This is a genomic window from Tepidiforma flava (genome assembly GCF_027594505.1).
Taxonomy (GTDB): domain Bacteria; phylum Chloroflexota; class Dehalococcoidia; order Tepidiformales; family Tepidiformaceae; genus Tepidiforma; species Tepidiforma flava.
Map to the genome: position 1 here is coordinate 561,080 of NZ_CP115149.1, position 20,036 is coordinate 581,115.

Sequence of the window (20,036 nt, forward strand, 5' to 3'; positions counted from 1 at the left end):
GCTAGGCCTCCCTCTGGTCGAGGATGATGGTGATGTGGCTGGAGCGCTTGAGGATGGGGCTCACGCGCCCGCGGGAGCGGGGCCGGAACCGCTTGAGCGTGCGGCCTTCATCGGCGTAGGCCCGCTTGATGTAGAGCTCATCCACATCGAGGTTGTAGTTGTTCTCCGCGTTGGCGGCGGCGGAGAGGACGGTCTTCGAGATGGTCCGCGCGTGCGGCGACGGGACGTAGCGGAGGAGCGCGAGCGCCTGGTCGACGGAGAGGCCGGGCAGGCGTTCGAGAATGAGGCGCACTTTGCGGGGCGAGGCGGGCATGCCGCGGGTGACGGCTCGGACTTCCATGGCTACCGCCTCACCTTGCTCTGCTTATCGCTCTTGGCGACGTGGCCGCGGAAGGTGCGCGTCGGCGCGAACTCGCCGAGCTTGTGGCCGACCATGTTCTCGGTGATGAAGACGGGCACGTGGCGCCGCCCGTCGTGGACGGCGATGGTGAGCCCGATCATCTCCGGGAGGATGGTGGACGCCCGGGACCACGTCTTGATGACGGTGCGGTTCTGGGCGTTCCGCATCGCCATCACTTTCTTCTCGAGCGACGGGTGGACGAACGGTCCTTTTTTGGTCGAACGGGACATGTCGTGCTCCTCTCCTACGACCTGCGCCGCACGATGTACTTATCGGTGCGCTTGTTGTTGCGGGTGCGGTAGCCGAGCGCGGGCTTGCCCCAGGGCGTCTTGGGCCCGGGCATGCCAACGGGCGCGCGGCCTTCGCCACCGCCGTGCGGATGGTCGCGGGGGTTCATGACGGCGCCGCGGACTTCGGGCCGGCGGCCGCGGTGGCGGGTGCGGCCGGCCTTGCCGAGCTTGATGAGCGAATGCTCGAGGTTGCCGACCTGGCCGACGGTGGCCATGCACTCGATGCGGACGCGCCGCATTTCGCCGCTCGGCAGGCGGATGAGGGCGTATTCGCCTTCCTTCGCCATCAGCTGAGCGGCGGCGCCGGCGCTGCGGACGAGCTGGCCGCCCTTGCCGGGCGTGAGCTCGATGTTGTGCACCTGCGTGCCGGTCGGCATGTTCGCCAGCGGGAGGGCGTTGCCGACGCGGACTTCGGCATCGGGGCCGCTCATGAGGGTGGCGCCGACAGACAGGCCGTTGGGCGCGAGGATGTACCGCTTCTCGCCGTCGGCGTACTGGAGCAGCGCGATGCGGGCAGTGCGGTTCGGGTCGTATTCGATGGCGACGACCTTCGCCGGGATGCCGTGCTTCTCGCGCTTCCAGTCGATGATGCGGTAGAGCCGCCGATGCCCGCCGCCCCGGTGGCGGACGGTGATGCGGCCCTGGTTGTTGCGGCCCGCGGACTTGCTGCGGAGCGAGACGACGAGCGACTTCTCCGGGCGGTCCTTCGTGATTTCGGAGAAGGTGGCGCCGGTAGCGTTGCGGCGGCCGGGGGACGTGGGCTTGTACTGCTTGATCGGCATGGCCTAGACCCCCTCGAACAGTTCGATCTTGTCGCCCGGGACGAGCGTGACGACGGCCTTCTTCCAGTTCGGCCGGTGGACGACGCGGCGGCCGAAGCGCCGGGGCTTGCCTTTCATGGTCATCGTGTTGACCTCGGCGACCCGGACGTTGAACGCGAGCTGGACGGCCTCTTTGATTTGCGCCTTGTTGGCGCGGGGGTCGACCTCGAAGACGTACTTGTCCTGTGAGGCGAGGATGGTGGACTTCTCCGTGATGATCGGCCGGATGAGGACGGCGTAGGGATGCAGTTCGTTCGGCATCAGACAGCCTCCCGGGTGCGGCCGCGCTGCGGCTTGACGTTGGCGCCGCCCCAGAGCGCCTCGCACTTGCGGACCGCGTCTTCGCTCATGACGAGGTGGTGGGCGTTGACGAGGTCGACGACGTTGAGGTTCTGCGCGGGGAGCGCCTTGACGTTGTCGATGTTGCGGGCGGCGCGGGCGAGGGACGGGTCGTGCTCGCCGCTGATGACGATGGCGCGGCGGTCGACCTTGAGGGCATCGAGGATGGCCTGGACCGTGCGGGTCTTGCCATCCGGGGCGGCGAGGCCGTCGACGACGAACAGGCTGCCGTTGCGGGCATGGTTGCTCAGCGCGGAGCGGAGCGCGAGCCGCTTCATGGTGCGGGGCAGCTGCTTCGCGAAGGAATGCGGCTTGGGGCCGTGGGCCGAACCGCCGCCGACGTGGTGCGGCGCGCGGATGGAACCCTGGCGGGAACGGCCGAGGCCCTTCTGCCGCCGGATCTTGATGGTGGAGCCGGCGACCTCGCCGCGGCGCTTGGTGTTCGCCAGCCCGGCGCGGCGGTTCGCCATCTGGGCGACGTAGGCCTGGTGGAGAACGGCGCCGTTCGGCTCGATGGCGAAGACCTCATCGGCGGCGTCGATCTCGCGGATGCGGTTGCCGGCGGTATCGAAGACCGGGAGCTTCATTTCGATACCTTCCTTGCTTTGCGGATGCGCACGAGGCCGCCCTTCGGCCCGGGGACGGACCCGGCGACGAAGATGACGCCGGCCTCGTCGTTCCGGCTGACGACCTCGAGGTTGCGGACGGTGACGCGCTCGGCGCCCATGTGGCCCGCCATGCGGGTGCCTTTGAGGACGCGGCCGGGCGTGGTGCCGGAGCCGATGGAGCCGGGAGCGCGGTGCCGGTCGCTCTGGCCGTGGGTGCGGGGCCCGCCGCGGAAGCCGTGCCGTTTGACGCCGCCCTGGTAACCGCGGCCCTTGGAGGTGGCGGTGACATCGACGCGGCTGCCGACATCGAACAGGTCGACGCCGAGCCTGTCGCCGAGGCTGTAGGCCGTGGAGCCATCGGTCCGGAATTCGGCGAGGTGGCGCAGCTTGAGGCCGCCGGCGGCGCGGAGGTGGCCGGTCTCGGGCTTGTTGAGGCGCCGGTCTTCCTGGTAGCCGACCTGGACGGCGGCGTAGCCATCCTTCTCGGGGGTGCGGATGAGCGTGACGTAGCAGGGGCCGACTTCGACGGCGGTGACGCCGCGCAGCCTGCCCTGTTCGTCGAAAACCTGGGTCGTGCCCAGTTTGCGGCCGAGCATTCCTTCGATGGTCATGGCGGTTACAGCTTGATCTCGATGTCGACCCCGCTCGGGAGCTGGAGCCGCATGAGGGTATCGACGGTCTTGGAGGTGGGCTCGATGATGTCGATGAGCCGCTTATGGGTGCGGATTTCGAACTGCTCGCGGCCGTCCTTGTGGATGTGCGGGCCGCGGATGACGGTGAACTTTTCGATGGAGGTCGGGAGCGGGACCGGCCCGGCGACGGCCGCGCCAGTCCGCTCGGCAGCCTCCACGATCTGCCGCGCCGACTGGTCGAGCAGGCGGTGGTCGAAGGCTTTGAGCTTGATGCGGATTTGTTGTCGTGCCATGGTGCCGGTCCCCTCGGGTGTCCTGTGCCTCAGGCGAGGATTTTGGTGACGACGCCGGCGCCGACGGTGCGGCCGCCTTCGCGGATGGCGAAGCGGAGGCCGTCTTCGATGGCGACGGGCTGGATGAGTTCGACGGTCATGGTGATGTTGTCGCCGGGCATGACCATCTCGACGCCCTCGGGCAGCTGGATGGCGCCGGTGACGTCGGTGGTGCGGACGTAGAACTGGGGCCGGTAGCCGTTGAAGAACGGCGTGTGCCGGCCGCCTTCCTCCTTGGAGAGGACGTAAACCTGGGCTTCGAACTTCGTGTGCGGCTTGATGCTGCCCGGCTTGGCGAGCACCTGCCCGCGCTCCACGTCATCCCGCTCGATGCCGCGCAGGAGGCAGCCGACGTTGTCGCCCGCCTGGCCCTCCTCCAGCAGCTTCTTGAACATCTCGACGCCCGTGACGGTCGTCTTCCGCGTCTCCCGCAGGCCGACGATTTCGACTTCATCGCCGACCTTCACGACGCCGCGCTCGATCCGGCCCGTCACCACCGTGCCGCGCCCCTTGATGCCGAACACGTCTTCGATCGGCATCAGGAACGGCTTGTCCAGCGGCCGCACCGGCGTCGGGATGTAGTTGTCGACCGCGTCCATCAGCTCCCAGATGCACTTGTACTCGGGCGCGTTCGGGTCGGTCGACGTCGACTCCAGCGCCTTGAGCGCCGAGCCGCGGATGATCGGCACTTCATCGCCCGGGAAGCCCTGCGAGCTCAGCAGCTCGCGCAGCTCCAGCTCCACCAGCTCGAGCAGCTCCGGGTCCTCCATCATGTCCACCTTGTTCAGGAAGACCACCAGCGCCGGCACTTCCACCTGCCGCGCCAGGAGCACGTGCTCCCGCGTCTGCGGCATCGGCCCTTCCGGCGCGGCCACCACGAGGATCGCCCCGTCCATCTGGGCCGCCCCGTGATCATGTTCTTGATGTAGTCCGCATGCCCCGGGCAGTCCACGTGCGCGTAGTGGCGCTTGTCGGTCTCGTACTCCACGTGCGCAATCGCAATCGTGATGCCGCGCGCCCGCTCCTCCGGCGCGTTGTCGATCGAATCGAACGGCCGGTATTCCGCTTCGCCCTTCAGCGCCAGCACCTTCGTAATCGCCGCCGTCAACGACGTCTTCCCGTGGTCCACATGCCCAATCGTCCCAACGTTGACGTGCGGTTTCGTCCTCTCAAACTTCGCCTTCGCCATGGTGATGCTTCCTTTCGTGCTTGCCCGGGTGGGCGGTGATGGTGGGGTTTAGCCGACGGCCTGCTTGGTGAGCGTGGCCGCGATGTTCTTGGGAACTTCCTCGTAGTGGTCGAACTCCATGGAGTAGCTCGCGCGCCCCTGGGTGATGGAGCGGAGTTCGGTGGAGTAGCCGAAGGTCTCGGCGAGCGGGACCATGGCGTGGACGATCTGGGTCTTGCCCATGGATTCGGAGCCGAGGATCATGCCGCGGCGGGCGTTGATGTCGCCGACGACGGCGCCGAAGTACTCCTCGGGGCAGCGGACTTCGACTTTCATGATCGGCTCGAGGAGGATGGGGCCGGCCTTCTTGATGGCCTCTTTGACGCCGATGGAGCCGGCATTCTTGAAGGCCATTTCGGACGAGTCGACGGGGTGGTAGGAGCCGTCGACGAGGGCGACCTTGACATCGAGCACCGGGTAGCCGGCGACGACGCCGCCTTCGAGGGCTTCCTTGACGCCCTGCTGGACGGCGGGGATGTACTCCTTCGGGACGGCGCCGCCGACGATGCGGTTTTCGAAGACGAAGCCCTGGCCGCGCTCGAGCGGTTCGATTTCGAGTTCGACGACGCCGTACTGGCCGCGGCCGCCGGACTGGCGCACGAAGCGGCCCTCGGCCTTCGCCGGGCGGGTGATGGCTTCGCGGTAGGAGACCTGCGGCCGGCCGACGTTTGCTTCGACTTTGTGCTCCCGCTTCATGCGGTCGACGATGACTTCGAGGTGGAGCTCGCCCATGCCGGAGATGATGGTCTGGCCGGCTTCCTCATCGAAGGTCCAGTGGAAGGTGGGGTCTTCCTCGGCCATCTTGGAGAGCGCGGTGGCGAGCTTGTCCTGGTCCTCTTTGCTCTTCGGCTCGAGGGCGACGCGGATGACCGGCTCGGGGAACTGGATGCTCTCGAGGACGATGGGATGGTCCGGGGCGCAGAGGGTGTCGCCGGTGAAGGTCTGCTTCAGGCCGACGGCGGCGCAGATGCCGCCCGCACCCATCTCGGTGATCTCTTCGCGCTGGTTGGCGTGCATCTGGAGCAGGCGGCCGATGCGCTCGCGCTCCTGCTTGGTGGAGTTGAGGACCGTCTCGCCGGCCTTGAGGACGCCGGAGTAGACGCGGATGTAGGCGAGGCGGCCGACGTAGGGGTCCGAGACGATCTTGAAGGCGATAGCCGCCAGCGGCTCGTCGTCAGAGGCGTGGCGGACGACTTCGCCGCCGTTCTTCGGGTCGATGCCCTTCACCGGCGGGATATCGACCGGGCTGGGCAGGTAATCGACGACGGCGTCGAGCATGAGCTGGACGCCCTTGTTCTTGAGCGCCGAGCCGCAGAGGACGGGGTGGGCGAGGCTGTGGAGGGTAGCCCGCCGGATCGCCGTCTTGAGCTCGTGGACGCCGATGTCGTGGCCTTCGAGGTAGGCGATGGCGATCTGGTCGTCGACGTTGCCGATGCCTTCGATGAGCTGTTCGCGGGCCTTTTCGGCGGCCTCGCGGAGGTGGGCCGGGATCTCGCGCCGCTCGGGCTTGTCGCCCTTTTCGCCGCCGAACCACCACCAGCACATTTCGACGAGGTCGATGCAGCCGTCGAAGTCGGCTTCCGCGCCGACGGGGATCTGGAGCGGGACGGGGTTGGCGCCGAGGCGGTCCTTCATCATCTCGACCGTGCGCCAGAAGTCGGCGCCGACGCGGTCCATCTTGTTGACGAACGCGATGCGGGGGACGCCGTAGCGGTCGGCCTGCCGCCAGACGGTTTCGGACTGGGGTTCGACGCCGGCGACGGCATCGAAGACGACGACGCCGCCGTCGAGGACGCGGAGGGAGCGCTCGACTTCGGCGGTGAAGTCGACGTGGCCGGGGGTATCGATGAGGTTGATCTGGTGGCCGTTCCACTCGCAGGTGGTGGCGGCGGCGGTGATGGTGATGCCGCGTTCGCGCTCCTGCTCCATCCAGTCCATGGTGGCGGCGCCTTCATGGACTTCGCCGAGCTTATAGGTCTTGCCCGTGTAGAAGAGGATGCGCTCGGACACGGTGGTCTTGCCCGCGTCGATGTGGGCGATGATACCGATGTTCCGGATGCGTTCGAGGTCGGCGTTGCGGGGCATGGGACTCCTGGCTTACCAGCGGTAATGGACGAAGGCGCGGTTGGCCTCCGCCATCCGGTGAGTATCGTCGCGGCGTTTGATCGCGGCGCCCGTGCCGTTGGCAGCATCGAGGAGCTCGGCGGCGAGCTTTTCGCTCATGGAGCGGCCGTTGCGGTTGCGGGCGGCGTTGAGGATCCAGCGCATGGAGAGGGCGAGCCGCCGGTCGGGGCGGATTTCGACCGGGACCTGGTAGGTGGCGCCGCCGACGCGGCGGGGTTTGACTTCGAGGACGGGCGTCGCCTGGCGGATGGCCTGCTGGAAGACATCGAGCGGGTCGCGGCCAGTCTGCGCCTGGATGCGGTCGAAGGCGCCGTAGACGACCTTTTCAGCGACGCTCTTCTTGCCCCGCCGCATGACCTTGTTGATGAAGATCTGGACGTGGACGTTGCCGTAGCGGGCGTCCGGCGGGATGGGGCGTTTCTCGGGCTTGGTGCGTCGGGCCATGGGCGGACTCCTGCGTTCTTCTGACCCTGGTGGTTAGCGCTTGCGGCCGGCGGCCACGGGCTGGGCGTTCTTGCGGGTGCCGTACTTCGAGCGGCCCTGCTTCCGGTTGTTGACGCCGGTCGCATCGAGGGCGCCGCGGACGATGTGGTAGCGGACGCCGGGGAGGTCCTTGACGCGGCCGCCGCGGACGAGGACGACGGAGTGTTCCTGGAGGTTGTGGCCTTCGCCGGGGATGTAGGCGGTGACTTCGATGCCGTTGACGAGGCGGACGCGGGCGACCTTGCGAAGCGCGGAGTTCGGCTTCTTCGGCGTCTGGGTGCGGACCTGCGTGCAGACGCCGCGCTTCTGCGGGTTGCCGCGGCCGACCGCTTTGGTGAGCTTGCCGGTGTTCGAATTGAAGCTGAAGAGCAGGGCAGGCGCGCCCGACTTCTTCGACTTCTTGGTTCGCCCTTTGCGAACGAGCTGGTTGATGGTCGGCATTCCTGCTTCCCCTGCGTTTCAGCGTTTGGCGGCGCCGGCGGGCGCCTGCGGCGTGGCCTGTGGGGCCGGCTGGTGTTTTGGGCACGAAAACAGGCCGAAAAGCCTGTTCGTGAACAGCGCCCCGCGCTGGTTACCCGTGCGCAGAGCCGTCTTCAAGCACGCAGCTTCGCGACCTGTGCAAACTCAGAAGGTTCGCCAGTCAATAAGCGCCAAGGGAGAAGACTAGCACAGCGCGGGATGCTGTCAACCGCCGGCGCTCGAGAGGTGAAGCCGCGGGCGGCCGGGCCGCGTTCGCTGGCCGCCTGCATCGAGCATATGACAGGCATCCCCAACTCGCTACCGAACCGTTCGGCAATGGTCCCTGAGCGGCGCCGCGGGGGCTGCCGTCCTTGGAGGTAGGCGGCCTCCTGACCAAAGGACGCCAGGCGACAATGTCCTCCCCGTCGCACGGGGGCGCTCCGCAAGGGGCGCCCCCACCCCCAAAGGCATGAGCAGCGCGCAGGCGGGGCCTCACCGCTTCTTCTCCGTTCCGGTTTCTCTATTGCGGTTTGCTGGTAGGATGGGCGCGGTGGTGGGATAGCCCCCGGGGACAGGAGAGGGCGTGACGCAGGAAGAGTATTCGCAGGTGTGCCCGTACCTCGGGCTGGCGGACGATGCGGATTCGCACGCGACCTACGCCACCGAGGCGCACCGCTGTTACCGGCTGGAGACCCCGACGCGCATCGCGCTGCCGCACCAGGAGAGCTACTGCCTGGGCGCGAACCACGTGACCTGCCCGGTCTACCTCGGCGAAGGCATCCCGGGCCGGAAGCCGCAGGCGGCGCCGCCGCCCGCCGCGGGCGCGGTCCCCGGTCCGCGGGAAGCGCCGCGGCGGCCGTTCGGCCAGGGGGCGGCACCGGCTCCGCGCCCGCAGCGGCGGCCGTCGCCGGGGACGCTCGGGCCGCGGCCGCGCCCGGGCGGCATCAGCCTGCCGGTGGCAACCATCGGGCTGTTCGCGCTGGCGATCGTGGTCGTGGCGCTGGCGTTCATCATCCAGCGGGTGGTGGACAACGGCGGCGGCAGCACGATTTCGCCGGCGGACGCCGTGGCGACGCGGGATGCGCTGAACCGGACGCAGACGGCGCAGGCCGCGAGCGGGACGCCGACCCCGCAAACCCAGCAGCCGGGCACGCAGCCGGCCGGGACGCCGCGGACCGGGACACCGGCGAACGGGACGCGAACGCCGGGCGCGGGGACGCCGACCCCCGGCGGCAACGGCGGGCGGACGTACACGGTGGCAGAAGGCGATACGTGCTTCTCGATTGCGCAGGCGAACGGGGTGAGCCTTCAGCAGCTGCTGGAGGCGAACAACCTGACCGAGGACGACTGCACGCGGCTGGCGGTGGGGCAGCAGCTTCGCCTGCCGTAGCGCGGCTCCGCGGGTGAAGGCGAGCGACCTACGAGTGGCGCGTGCGCGTGCAGGACAGCAGCGCGGCTTCGCGGGTGAGGGCGAGCGGCCTCAGCTGATGCGGCGGAGGATGGCGAGCGCGCCCTTTTGCCACGCGACGCGGTGCGTGACGCCGGTGTCGTAGCGGCCCCTGTTCTCGACGTACCAGTCCCACGCGCGGATGAGGGCTTCGGCGTTGGAGTACTTCGGCTGCCAGCCGAGGAGCCGCTTCGCCTTGTCGACTTCGACGTAAGAGTCGCGCCACATGGTGCCGTAGTGCCACGCGGCGAGCGGCGAGAGACGGAGCAGTTCGAGCACGCGGAGCGCCAGTTCGCCCGGCCGCGCGGGCAGGTGCCAGAGCCGGGAGCCGGAACCGGCGTGGTCGAAGAGGGCCTGCATGTCCTCGTTCAGGGTCTGGAAGCGGTCGGCGCCGACGTTCATCGTTTCGTTGACGACGTCCGGGTTGGTGGCGGCGCGGACGATGGCGTCGACGAGGTCGGTGACTTCGAGCAGCTGGTAGTGATTGGTGCCGTCGCCGAGGAGCGGGATGCGGCGGCCCTCGGCGATCCATTCGAAGAGGATTTCGAAGACGCCGAGCCGGCCGGTGCCGAGGAAGGTCTTGGGGCGGATGATGTTGACCTGGAGGCCGCGCTGCTGGTAGTCGCTGCAGAGCTGTTCGCCGACGACCTTGGAGGAGCCGTAGTGGCCGAGCGGGTGGAGCGGCGAGGTCTCGTCGATCGGGTGGACTTTCGGGACGCCGTAGACGGCGGTGGAGGAGATGAAGACGACGCGGCGGATGCCGGCCTTCCAGGCCTCGTGGAGGACGTAGCGGGTGCCGCGGACGTTGGTGGCGTAGATCTTTCGTTTCGAGACCTGGATGGGGAGCGCCGCGGCGGCGTGGATGACGACATCGACGCCGTCGAGCGCGCGGCGGATGGCGTCACGATCCTGCACGTCGCCCTGGATGAAAGTGACGCGGTCGGCGATATCGGCATCGTCCGGGGGCAGGGGGGCGATGTCGAAGAGGACGGGATGGATGCCGTCGTCGAGGAGGCGGCGGGCGATGTGAGAGCCGAGGAAGCCGGTGCCGCCGGTGATGAGCCAGCGGGGCGCGGTGGCGGGGGTGGTCATGCGGAATCGCTCTGCCTGCAGGGTGTGATGCGCTCAGGGTGCGCCACGGGTGCGTGACGCTCAAGCCACAGCCGGCAGGTCAGGGTTTCGGGCCGAGGACGACGAGTTCGGCGATGAAGGCGCCGGTGCGGGGGTCGAAGCCGCCGGCGACGGTCGCGGTGTAGCCCTCGATGGAGGCGCCGCCGCGGAGGTCGGCCATGGTGAGGCCGCTTTCACCGGGGAGGATCTTCAGGCGCGGGCGGCGGACGACCTGCACCGGGCCGTCGGCGGCCTGGAGGGTGAAGCCGGTCGCGGAGACGTTCTGCAGCGTGCCGGTGAGCCGGGTGAGCGGGGGGCCATCGCGGTGATGGCCGTCGCCGTCACCGTCATGGCCGCCCGGCAGCGGGTCGAGGCGCATTTCGAGGAGGCGGCCGCCGGGCTGGTCGATTTTGACTTTGCTGCCGAGCGGGGAGCCCGTCGCGGCGAGCAGCTGGCCGAGCGAATCGACGTCGACCTCGACGAGGGCGCGGCGCCCGTCGGGCAGGAGGATGACGGCGCGGGCTTCCTTCCCGTCGCGGTCGATGGCGACGAGCGTGACGGTGCCCTCGGCTGGCGCGGCGAGGCGCTCGAGCGGGCGGCCGTCGCCGCCGGGGAGCGCCGCCGCGAGGGCGACGGTCTGGCCGTCGATAGCGAGGCGGCCCTGGCGCGCGTCGCGGACGAAGCCGGCGACGGAGACGGCCTCGCCGGGACGCGGCGGCCGGTCCATGACGGCGCCGGCGGCATCGAGGAAGGTCGCCCCGGATGCGGCGACCGCCACGCGGCCGAACTCGGCGGTTTCGATGGTGAGTCCGGATGCGTCCGCGGCGGCGACGGTGCCGGTGAGCTGGACGTAGTCGTCGACGCCGAGCGCCTGGACCTGCTGCGCGCCATGGAACGGCCGGGAGACGAAGAGGGCGACAGCGGCGACGAGGAGGATGGCCGCGAGCGAGCCGGCGAGCGAGAGACGCCGGCCGCCGAACAGGCGCTCGAAGCGGCCGGGCCGGGCCGCGGCGGCGCGGACTTCGACGGGGGCCGGGCGCTGCGCCGCGAGGTAGCGCTGGAAGCGGGCGCGCGCGGCGGGGAGGGCGTCCGCGGCCTCGGCGTCGATGCCGGCACGGATGGTTTCGATGTCGGCGCGGGCGGCGAGGAGGCGCTCGAGTTCGGCGCACTCGTCCGCCGCGGCCTCCGGGGGGATGGCGCCGGTTTCGAGGGCGCGCTGGAGGAGGTCGTCGAGGCGGTCACGCGTCATGCGCCGCCTCCCGCGGGGTAGGCTTCGCCGCCGAGGGCGCGGTGGAGGGCTGCGAGCGCCCGGCGCTGGAGGTTCTTGACGGCGTCCTCGGAGCGGTCCATGAGGTGCGCCGTCTCGGCGACGGATTTGTCGAGGAGGAAGCGGAGGCGGATGACCTCGCGCTGGTCTTCGGTGAGGCACCGGAGGGCGCCGGCGAGGTCGCTGCGGAGCTGGATGGCCGGCGCCGGGTCGTCGTCGGCGAGAGCGCCGGCGAGGTCGGCAGCTTCGAGGTCATCCGTCGGGCCGCGGCGGATGCGTTTCTTGATGACGTCGCGGGCGAGGTTGCGGGCGATGCCGAGGAGCCAGGCTTCGATGGGGACGCCGCGGTAGTCGAAGGCATCGGCGCGGGCGTAGGCGGTTTCGAAGACCTGGGAGGCGAGGTCCTCGGCCTCGTCCGGGCTGGCAAGGCGGAAGCGGAGGTAGGCGTAGATGCGGCGGTAGTGGGCGTCGAAGAGGGCTTCCCACGCGGCCGGTTCGCGGCGGGCAGCGCGGGCCGCGAGGTCGGCGTCGGCCTGGTCGCCTTCGTGCGTGGGTTCATGGGGCCCTTCCCCGGGTTCGCGCACAGCGGGATTCACTGTACGAATGGCCCGGGGAAGGTGAAAGGTGACGGGGCTTTACCGGGGGACAGGCGCGGTTCAGCCGCCGTTGCGGGAGCGGAGGTACTCCATGGTGGCGCGGTACTGGTCCTCGGCGATGTGCCCCTCGGACATCAGGTAGTTTGCGATCTGTTCGAGCGAGAGGATCGAGACGAGGTTGATGCCGGCGGCCTTGAGGGCCTGCTTGCCGCCTTCCTGGCGGTCGATGAGGGTGACGGCGTCGCGGACGACGAGCCCGGCGGATTCGAGGGTGGCCGCCGTCTGGAGGATGGAGCCGCCGCCGGTGATGAGGTCATCGATGATGAGGCAGCTCTGGCCGCGGACGTAGATGCCTTCGATGACGTCGGCCTTATCGGTGCCGGGCGGGTGGATGTAGATCATCGGGGTATTGACGAGGAGGGAGAAGGCGGTGGCGACGTGGAGGCCGCCGAAGGGGACGCCGGCGACGAGCGTGAACGGCTGGACGTGGGGGTTGCGCATCGACATGAGGGCTTCGAGCTCCTCCTTGATGATGCGCGCGCATTTCTTGAGCGCCTTCGGGTTGGAGATGAGGCGGCGGAGGTTGATGTAGATGGGGGAGTGGACGGCGGTGCGGCCGAGGGTGAAATCGCCGAATTCGATGGCGTTCAGTTTCCAGAGTTCTTCGGCAAGCCAGAGGTTGCCGGGCGGCTTGGAGGATTTGCTCAAGGGGCACCCCGGGGATAGGTCGGGAGCGCGGCCGCGAACGTGCACGCCACGTAAGGTTCTTTTTTCTTGCGCGGCCGGGGCTGTGTCAAGTTACGAACGGGGGTTCGCGGGCCGGTTGACGGGGTTGGGCGGCTCGCGGCCCGCGAGGACGGCGAGGATGTTGGCCGCCGCCATCTCGGCCATGCGGGCGCGGGTGGCGCGGCTGGCGGAGCCGATGTGGGGCGTGACGATGACGTTGGGGAAGGTGTACAGCGGGTGGCCGAGCGGGAGCGGTTCCGGGGTGGTGACATCGAGCGCGGCCCCGCCGAGCTGGCCGGCGCGGAGGGCGTCGACGAGAGCATCCTGGTCGACGACCTGGCCGCGCGCCGTATTGATCAGGATGGCGCCGGGCTTCATCGCGGCGAGGGCGGCGGCATCGATGAGGTGGCGCGTCTCCGGGGTGAGCGGCGTGTGGAGCGACACGAAATCGGATTCGGCGAGCAGCTCCGGGAGCGGCCGGTATTCGAGGCCGAGGTCGGCTTCGAGGGCGGGTTTGCGGGTGCGCGAGTGGTAGAGGATGCGCATCTTGAAGCCGCGCGCGCGGCGGGCGACGGCTTCGCCGATTTCGCCGAGGCCGACGATGCCGAGGGTCGCGCCGAACGCATCGACGCCGAGGAAGCCGGTGGGCGACCAGGTCTTCCAGCCGCCTGCCCGGGTGTCGCGGTCGGATTCGACGATGCGGCGGGCGGCGGCGAGGAGGAGGCCGAAAGCGAGGTCGGCGGTGGTCTCGGCGAGGACGCCGGGGGTGTTCGTGACCCAGACGCCGAGGTCCGCGGCGGCGGCCGGGTCGATGTTGTCGTAGCCGACGGCCATGTTGGCGACGATGCGGAGGCGGGGCGCGGCCGTGAGCATCTCCGGGGTGATGCGGTCGACGACCATGGCCATGACGGCATCGCTGCGGGCGAGCGCAGCGGCGAGGTCGGCAGGGGGCGGGGGAAGGTCGCCGGGCCAGGTTTCGACGGCGTGGCCGGCGGCCACGAGCTGTTCGACGGCCCGGCCGGGGACGGCGCGGGTGATGAAGACGCGGGCCATGGCGGAGAGTTTGGCGCGGAGGGCGCAGCAAGGCCAGCGCGGGTGTAGGCTTGCCGGCAGGCTGGCATTCGGAGGTGCAGCGCGATGACCACGACGAGCGAACCGCGGCCGGTCTCCCCGACGGAGTCGGTCCTGCAAGGGGTGCTGGCGGCGGCCGACCGGCTGCGCACGCCGCCGGAAGTGGTGGACCTGCTGCGGACCTCGTGGCGGGAGGTGCGCGCACAGGTGCCGGTGCGGATGGACGACCGGACGCTGCGGATCTTCGAAGGCTACCGGGTGCAGCACAACGGGGCGCGGGGCCCGTACAAGGGCGGGGTGCGCTTCCACCCGAAAGCGGACCTCGACGAGGTGCGGGCGCTGGCGATGCTGATGACCTACAAGTGCGCGCTGATGGACCTGCCGTTCGGCGGCGCGAAGGGCGGCGTGATGTGCGACCCGACGCACATGAGCGAATCGGAATTGAACCGGCTAACGCGGACGTACACGCAGCACATCGGGATGGTCCTGGGCGTGAACCGGGACATCCCGGCGCCGGACATGGGGACGAATCAGCAGACGATGGCGTGGATGATGGACGCCTACGGCGCGCGGTACGGCTATACGCCGGGCATCGTGACCGGCAAGCCGGTGGAGCTGGGCGGCAGCTACGGCCGGGACCAGGCGACAGGGCGGGGCGTGGCGATCTGCATGCGGGAGCTGGCGCGGATGGAGCGGGTCGCGCCGCAGGACATCCGGGTGGCGATCCAGGGGTACGGCAACGTCGGCAGCTGGACGGCGCGGGTGGCGAGCGAGATGGGCTTCCGGGTCATCGCCGTCAGCGACGTGAAAGGCGGGGTGTACAACCCGGACGGGATCGACGTGGCGGCGCTGGACCGCTGGTTCGGCGTGGCCGGGAGCGTGGCGGGGTTCGAACCGGCGGAGCCCATCACCAACGAGGCGCTGCTGGAGCTGGACTGCGACTACCTCGTCCCGGCGGCCATCGGCGAGGTCATCACGGGAGAGAATGCGGGCCGGGTGAAGGCGCGGGTGGTGGTGGAGGCGGCGAACCACCCGGTGACGCCGGAGGGCGACGCGATCCTGCGGGCGCGGAAGGTGCACGTGCTGCCCGATATCCTCGCGAACGCGGGCGGCGTGACGGTGTCGTACTTCGAATGGACGCAGAACATCCAGCAGTTCCGCTGGCCGCTGGAGCGGGTGCTGGAGGAGCTCGAAAAGCGAATGGTGGCGACGTTCGACGAGCTGATGACGCGGGCGGCGCGGGACGGGACGCAGCCGCGGGACGCGGCCTTCGACATCGGGCTGGAGCGGGTGGCGCGGGCGATCCAGCTGCGCGGGTTCGTCTAAGCCGAAAGGGTGGCAGGGGCGGCCCCTGACCGTTAGGATGCAGTGAATGGTCGGGGCGTGGTTCGCGCGGACGTTCAAGGCGCTCGAGTACCGGGACTACCGGGTGCTCTGGATCGGCACGTCGCTGGCGTTCCTCGCGTTCATGATGTCGTCGGTGGTGCAGGCGGTGGTGGCGTTCGACCTGACGGGGCGAAACGGGGCGGTCGGGTTCGTCTCGCTGGGGATGGGGCTGGCGACGTTCCTCGTGTCGCCGTTCGGGGGCGTGGTGGCGGACCGGTTCCCGAAGCGGCGGATGCTGTTCGCCGGGCAGACGATCATCGGGCTGAACTTCGCGGCGGTCGGCCTGCTCATCATCTTCGACCTGATCACGATCCCGCTGCTGGCGCTTTCGACGCTGGTGATGGGCGCGGTCTTCTCGTTCATCGGGCCGGCGCGGCAGGCATGGATCGGCGAGCTGCTGCCGCCGAAGGACCTGCCGAACGGGATTGCGCTGCAGCAGGTCGGGATGACGCTGACGAGGGTGATTGGGCCGTTCATCGCGGCGGGGCTGATCGGGCTCTCGTTCGTCGGGACGGGCGGCACCTACCTGTTCATGGCGGGGCTGTTCGTGTTCGTCATCGGGAGCCTCGCGATGCTGCCGCCGTCGCGGGCGGTGGCGCGGGGCGGGCGGTCGTTCCGGGAGGACATGGCGCTGGGGATGCGGCATATCCGGGAGCGGAAGCGGCTGATGCTGGCGGTGGTGACGTTCATCGGCGTGATCATGGCGGGGTTCTCGTACTTCGTCGTGCTCCCGGGGTTCCTCGAGAACGAGCTGGGGCGATCGTCGAAGGACATGGCGCTGCTGATGGCGGCGGGCGCTGCGAGCGGCTTCGTCGTGTCGCTGGCGGTCGCTGGTGCTGCGGGCTCGCGGCATGCGTGGATGCTCATGGTGGCCGGGGGCGTCGTGCTGGGGCTGTCGCTCATCCTGCTGGCGGCGGCGCCGAACTTCGGGGTCGCGATGCTGGCGATGCTGGCGATCGGCTCGGGCACGGGCGCCTTCCAGGTGCTGAACAACGCGATCGTGATGCGGGAGGCGGAGCCGGCGTACCACGGGCGGGTGATGTCGTTGACGATGCTGGCGTGGGGGGTGAACGGGCTGGTGGCGTACCCGTTCGGCGCGCTCGCGGACCGGATCGGGGAGCGGGAGACGCTCGGCGTGATGGCGGCGGGCGTGCTGGCCATCATCGGTGCGGCGTGGGCGGCGTCGGTGCCCCTCCGCCCGGGCGCGCCGGCCATCGAAATCGATGCGGAGACGCTACCGCGGCCGGCGGGCGGCGACTAAGCTTTCGGGGAACGCACGAAGGGAGCCGCTATGGGACGCGAAGAGATCGCCGCGCTGATCGCCATCCTCGAACGGGCGCGGGAGGAGGGGCCGGGCAGCCCGGTCATCGGCACGTGGAAGATCCAGTTCGACAAGAAGCGCGGAGCGTTCGTGTTCGACAAGTGTGAGAACGAGGGGTACTGCGAGGAGCGGCCGGCGGTCATCGCGCTGGATGGTTCGGTGCTGGACCCGGGGGGGCCGCTGTTCGGCTGATGCGGGGCACCCGCCGCGCCGCATGCCGCGCGCCGAGGGCGACGCCCAGGGCGGCGCCGGCCGCATCGGCCAGCACGTCGAACGCCGAGGCGTGGCGGTTCGGCACGAAGGCCTGGTGGACCTCATCAGAGATGCCGTAGGCGACGGCGAGGAGCCACGCCGCGGCGGCGATCCCCATGCCGGCGCTGCCGCGCCACGCGGCGAGCCAGCGGACCGCGAGGTAGCCGAGCACCGCGTAGAAGCTGATGTGGGCGAGGACGGCGCGGGGCTCGGTGACGCGCGGGCCGGGCGGGTTCGGGAAGCTCGAGAGCGTGAAGATGACGGCGGCCCAGGCGAGGAGGCCGATGAGCCAGGGCCGGGCGGCGCGGCTCACGGCGGGCCTCCGAAGGCGGCGACGAGCTGCTCGAGCTGCTCGCGGCTGGTGATGCCGCGGGCAAGGCGGAGGAATTCGCCGACGTCGCTGGTCTTCGCCCAGAGGGTTTCGAACAGCGGGCCGATAGGGTTGGAGGACTGGGGGCTGTCGGCATAGGTGCCGTAGAAGGCGAAGTAGGCCTGGTTGATCTTGCGGATGACGATGCCGTTCGCGGCGAGCTCCTGCCGCTTCTGCTCCATCAGCTGCTCGGCTTCGGCGACGCGGCCCTGCGCGAGGAGGTCATCGACGGCGAGGCGGAGGCTGCGCATCTCGGCGCTGAAATCGACCTGCGGGTTGCGGTCGGCGGGCGGGGCGCTCCCGTCTTCACCGGGCGGGAAGTCGATGGGGTAGCGGAGCATGACGAGGCGGGCGAGTTCGCGGCCGGCGATGGAGGCGACGGTTTCGTTGAGCACCTCGGCGTCGCCGCCTTTGCCCCACTGCTGGCCGAGGGGGTAGAAGGCGAGGTAGTGGTGGACCCATTCGTGGGCAGCGGTCTCGAGGACGCTCGCGTAGGTGCGGTCGTCGCGGACGATGGCGGGGTAGGCGGCGAGCCCGCCGAGCGAAACGACGATCGAGACCGAATCCGCAGTATCGGCCTGCGCTTCGATGCGCTCGATATCGGCGAGGGTGAGGCCGGGCTGGAGGAGGGTGTCGCCGGCGCGCTCGATACGGTCGCGCGGGGAGCGGACGAGGAGGCGCGGCGGGCTGGTGAGTTCGAAGGCGACGGGGGGCCAGGTGATTTCGACGCCGGTGAAGAGGGGGAGCTGACGTTTCAGCCCGGCGGTCGCGATGACCTCGGTCAATGCTGATGAGATGAAGCGCTCGACGTCGTTCTCGTAGGCGGCGCGCTCGTTTTCGAGGGCGGCGATGAGCGCGAGGTCGGGGTTCGGCCGCGCCGCCTCGGCGCGGAGCTGCGAGGTGAGGGCGAAGTAGCGGCGGACGGCTTCGTCGCCGGCGGCCTCGGCAGGTTCGGGGCCGATGCCGGCGATGCGGGCGAGGGTGGGCACGAAGGTCTCGGCCTGCCAGCGCCAGAGGTGGTAGCGCTCGCCGGCGAATTCGCCGCGCGGCGCGAAGAGGGCGATGCCGAGGCCGATGACGATGCCGAGGACGCCGGCGAGGGTGAACGCGAGGAGCCAGCCGTGGGGGCGCCACGGCTCGAGGACGGCCGGCGGGCCGGCGGAGACCGGTGAGGCGGCCATACGGTAACTGTACCGTGGCGCCCGGCGAGGCAGGGTGAAGCCGCTACCGCCTTACCCGGGCCGTCGTAGACTGGCGGGGATGGGCGCGGAAGCGACGATGGACACCCGCGGCGAGGGCCGGCGGCCGGCCTACCGGCTCCATTACGCCTCGTTCGAATCGCGCGTGGCGGCAGGGGCGCTGGACATCCTCGTGCTGTTCATCATCGCCTCGCTGTTCGTGACGGCGGGGTCGCTCATCGTGCTGATTTCTTCCGACTTCGAGCGGGTGGAGCCGTCGTCGACGGCGCTCTCGGCGTTCTGGGTGTGCGTCGGGCTCATCCCGGTGGCGCTGCTGCTGTACTTCTTCATCGGGCTCGCGTGGAAGGGGCAGACGGTCGGCGCTGCGGTGATGCAGCTGATGGTGGTGCGGTCGGACGGGCGGCCGCTGGGGGTGCTGGGGGCGATGGCGCGGGTCATCGGGCAGCTGTTTTATGTCCTGCTCGCGGGCGCGGGCATCGTGGCGGCCTACGCGCTGCGGGAATCGACGCTGCTGGCGGGCGCGGCGCTGGCGATTGCGTTCGTGCTGGCGGCGCTGGGCATCCTCTGGGCGGCGTTCGACCGGCACCGGCGGACGCTGCACGACCGGCTGGCCGGCACGATCGTGGTGCGGCTGGTGTGAGCGGGCTGGGGCCGGACGAATTCGGCGCCGAGCCGCCGGTGCGGGAGCGGCTGTTCGCTGAGGTGGCCTCGCCGGGCGAAGGACGGCGGTCGCTCGTCGCAGTGCTGCTCGCGCTGGCCGCGTTCGGGATGGCGCTGAGCGTGAGCGCATGGCAGGTGACGGGCGAAGCGACGGCGCTGCCGATGCTGCGGAGCGCCATCGCGAGCCTGACGGAGGTCGACCGGTTCCTCGCCGAGGAGGGTCCGGGACTTCGGGAGGCGGCGGCACGGCAGGAGGGCGTGCTGGAGCTGCCGGGCTACCCGCTGCCGATCGCGCTGGAGGCGCGCGAGGTGCGCGGCGCGAGCGACGCCGAGCTGCAGGCGATGCTCCTCGACCGCTCGGCGGCCCTCGTCTATGCGGAGGGGCTGCGGGCGTTCGACCTGACAGGCGCGCAATCGATCGACCGGTTCTCGGTGGACGGGCTGCTGGAGCTGATGGCGGGCCAGCTCTCCGGGCCGGCGCACGAGCGGGCGGGGACAGCGGCGGCGGTGCTGGCGGCGGCGACGGCGGCGCTCGCGGCGCTCCTCGCCGCGCTTTCGACGGGGTGGAGCCGGCTACGGGCACCCGCTGCCGCCGCAGCCCTCGGGGGCGTCGGGGCGGCTGCCCTGAGCCTCGCCGCGTGGGCCATCGCGGGGCAGTTCGGCGGCAGCGACCCGTTCGTCTCCCACCTCCGGGCGATCGCGCAGGCGGGCGTCTCGGCGGGGACGCGGAACGGCGCCATCGTCGCCGGCGCAGGGCTGGCGCTCGTCGCGGCGGCGTGGGGGCTGGAGCTGCTCGAACGGCGGACGGCCGGGGCGCCGGCCGACGCAGGGGACGCGCCGGAATACGCCGCGGCAGACGAGCGGGAGGCCGGCTGAGGGGCTTTTGCGGGCGGCGGCCCGACCGGCCAGAATGGC

The 20,036-nt window shown here is 70.2% G+C and carries 23 protein-coding genes and 1 pseudogene; 6 read left to right on the forward strand and 18 right to left on the reverse strand.

The genetic code is table 11. From position 1 onward, the window contains the following. Position 1: 1 nt before the first annotated feature. From rplV to rpsL, 11 genes and pseudogenes are all read right to left on the reverse strand, one after another. Positions 2-340, reverse strand: coding sequence for a 50S ribosomal protein L22 (rplV, locus tag O0235_RS03570; protein WP_098504679.1), 339 nt, complete (start codon positions 338-340; stop codon positions 2-4). A 2-nt stretch (positions 341-342) separates the two neighbouring features. After that, positions 343-630 carry a 30S ribosomal protein S19 gene (gene rpsS, locus O0235_RS03575; protein ID WP_270057163.1) on the reverse strand — a complete coding sequence of 96 codons (288 nt, stop codon included), beginning with the start codon at positions 628-630 and terminating at the stop codon, positions 343-345. Positions 631-644: 14 nt separating this feature from the next. Next, positions 645-1,472 (reverse strand): 50S ribosomal protein L2, encoded by an 828-nt coding sequence (gene rplB / locus O0235_RS03580; protein ID WP_270057164.1) that lies wholly within the window; start codon positions 1,470-1,472, stop codon positions 645-647. Between the two features lie 3 nt (positions 1,473-1,475). After that, the gene (rplW, locus tag O0235_RS03585; protein WP_270057165.1) at positions 1,476-1,772 is read right to left on the reverse strand and encodes a 50S ribosomal protein L23; all 297 of its coding nucleotides are present in this window, start codon (positions 1,770-1,772) and stop codon (positions 1,476-1,478) included. Beyond that, positions 1,772-2,437: a 50S ribosomal protein L4 gene (gene rplD, locus O0235_RS03590; RefSeq protein ID WP_270057166.1), complete on the reverse strand. Its 666-nt coding sequence runs from the start codon at positions 2,435-2,437 to the stop codon at positions 1,772-1,774. Before rplD ends, rplW begins: the two co-directional genes overlap by 1 nt. Further along, the gene (gene rplC, locus O0235_RS03595) at positions 2,434-3,069 is read right to left on the reverse strand and encodes a 50S ribosomal protein L3 (RefSeq protein ID WP_270057167.1); all 636 of its coding nucleotides are present in this window, start codon (positions 3,067-3,069) and stop codon (positions 2,434-2,436) included. The genes rplD and rplC overlap by 4 nt, the downstream gene beginning before the upstream one ends. Positions 3,070-3,074: 5 nt before the next feature. After that, entirely contained in the window at positions 3,075-3,383 is a 309-nt protein-coding gene (rpsJ, locus tag O0235_RS03600; protein WP_098504685.1) for a 30S ribosomal protein S10, read from the reverse strand. 29 nt (positions 3,384-3,412) lie between these two features. Continuing rightward, positions 3,413-4,611 (reverse strand): annotated as a pseudogene (gene tuf / locus O0235_RS03605) (elongation factor Tu). Between the two features lie 48 nt (positions 4,612-4,659). Beyond that, the gene (fusA, locus tag O0235_RS03610; protein WP_270057168.1) at positions 4,660-6,735 is read right to left on the reverse strand and encodes an elongation factor G; all 2,076 of its coding nucleotides are present in this window, start codon (positions 6,733-6,735) and stop codon (positions 4,660-4,662) included. A gap of 12 nt (positions 6,736-6,747) precedes the next feature. Further along, positions 6,748-7,218: a 30S ribosomal protein S7 gene (gene rpsG, locus O0235_RS03615; protein ID WP_270057169.1), complete on the reverse strand. Its 471-nt coding sequence runs from the start codon at positions 7,216-7,218 to the stop codon at positions 6,748-6,750. A gap of 33 nt (positions 7,219-7,251) precedes the next feature. Continuing rightward, positions 7,252-7,698 (reverse strand): 30S ribosomal protein S12, encoded by a 447-nt coding sequence (gene rpsL / locus O0235_RS03620; RefSeq protein ID WP_270057170.1) that lies wholly within the window; start codon positions 7,696-7,698, stop codon positions 7,252-7,254. A 601-nt stretch (positions 7,699-8,299) separates the two neighbouring features. Between rpsL and O0235_RS03625 the strand changes: the two genes are divergently transcribed. After that, the gene (locus O0235_RS03625) at positions 8,300-9,106 is read left to right on the forward strand and encodes a LysM peptidoglycan-binding domain-containing protein (protein ID WP_270057171.1); all 807 of its coding nucleotides are present in this window, start codon (positions 8,300-8,302) and stop codon (positions 9,104-9,106) included. Between the two features lie 90 nt (positions 9,107-9,196). Here O0235_RS03625 and O0235_RS03630 read toward each other — a convergent pair whose 3' ends face one another. The 5 genes from O0235_RS03630 to O0235_RS03650 form a co-directional block, all read right to left on the reverse strand. Next, positions 9,197-10,255, reverse strand: coding sequence for an NAD-dependent epimerase/dehydratase family protein (locus O0235_RS03630; RefSeq protein ID WP_270057172.1), 1,059 nt, complete (start codon positions 10,253-10,255; stop codon positions 9,197-9,199). Between the two features lie 79 nt (positions 10,256-10,334). Continuing rightward, entirely contained in the window at positions 10,335-11,522 is a 1,188-nt protein-coding gene (locus O0235_RS03635) for a hypothetical protein (RefSeq protein ID WP_270057173.1), read from the reverse strand. After that, a complete protein-coding gene (locus tag O0235_RS03640; protein WP_270057174.1) occupies positions 11,519-12,124 on the reverse strand; it encodes an RNA polymerase sigma factor in 606 nt (201 codons plus the stop codon). The genes O0235_RS03635 and O0235_RS03640 overlap by 4 nt, the downstream gene beginning before the upstream one ends. A 72-nt stretch (positions 12,125-12,196) precedes the next feature. Further along, positions 12,197-12,844, reverse strand: a complete 648-nt coding sequence (locus O0235_RS03645) for an orotate phosphoribosyltransferase (RefSeq protein ID WP_270057175.1) — start codon at positions 12,842-12,844, stop codon at positions 12,197-12,199. Between the two features lie 90 nt (positions 12,845-12,934). Beyond that, on the reverse strand, positions 12,935-13,915 hold the full coding sequence (locus tag O0235_RS03650; RefSeq protein WP_270057176.1) for a 2-hydroxyacid dehydrogenase: 981 nt from the start codon (positions 13,913-13,915) through the stop codon (positions 12,935-12,937). A gap of 84 nt (positions 13,916-13,999) precedes the next feature. On the opposite strand from O0235_RS03650, the gene O0235_RS03655 reads away from it, so the two are divergent. From O0235_RS03655 to O0235_RS03665, 3 genes are read left to right on the forward strand one after another with little or no spacing between them, the layout of a single operon-like run. Then, the gene (locus tag O0235_RS03655; protein WP_270057177.1) at positions 14,000-15,259 is read left to right on the forward strand and encodes a Glu/Leu/Phe/Val family dehydrogenase; all 1,260 of its coding nucleotides are present in this window, start codon (positions 14,000-14,002) and stop codon (positions 15,257-15,259) included. Between the two features lie 46 nt (positions 15,260-15,305). Then, positions 15,306-16,580, forward strand: coding sequence for an MFS transporter (locus tag O0235_RS03660; protein WP_270057178.1), 1,275 nt, complete (start codon positions 15,306-15,308; stop codon positions 16,578-16,580). 30 nt (positions 16,581-16,610) lie between these two features. Next, positions 16,611-16,832 (forward strand): hypothetical protein, encoded by a 222-nt coding sequence (locus tag O0235_RS03665; RefSeq protein ID WP_270057179.1) that lies wholly within the window; start codon positions 16,611-16,613, stop codon positions 16,830-16,832. Here the strand turns inward: O0235_RS03665 and O0235_RS03670 are convergent. Together O0235_RS03670 and O0235_RS03675 are read right to left on the reverse strand one after the other, a co-directional pair. Beyond that, positions 16,780-17,205 carry a VanZ family protein gene (locus O0235_RS03670; RefSeq protein ID WP_270057180.1) on the reverse strand — a complete coding sequence of 142 codons (426 nt, stop codon included), beginning with the start codon at positions 17,203-17,205 and terminating at the stop codon, positions 16,780-16,782. The two genes, O0235_RS03665 and O0235_RS03670, sit on opposite strands and share 53 nt — an antisense overlap. Further along, on the reverse strand, positions 17,202-18,443 hold the full coding sequence (locus O0235_RS03675; RefSeq protein ID WP_270057181.1) for a hypothetical protein: 1,242 nt from the start codon (positions 18,441-18,443) through the stop codon (positions 17,202-17,204). Before O0235_RS03675 ends, O0235_RS03670 begins: the two co-directional genes overlap by 4 nt. Positions 18,444-18,522: 79 nt before the next feature. Between O0235_RS03675 and O0235_RS03680 the strand changes: the two genes are divergently transcribed. Both O0235_RS03680 and O0235_RS03685 read left to right on the forward strand, forming a co-directional pair. Next, positions 18,523-19,101 (forward strand): RDD family protein, encoded by a 579-nt coding sequence (locus tag O0235_RS03680; RefSeq protein WP_270057182.1) that lies wholly within the window; start codon positions 18,523-18,525, stop codon positions 19,099-19,101. Next, positions 19,098-19,997: a hypothetical protein gene (locus tag O0235_RS03685; protein ID WP_270057183.1), complete on the forward strand. Its 900-nt coding sequence runs from the start codon at positions 19,098-19,100 to the stop codon at positions 19,995-19,997. The genes O0235_RS03680 and O0235_RS03685 overlap by 4 nt, the downstream gene beginning before the upstream one ends. Positions 19,998-20,036: the final 39 nt, after the last annotated feature.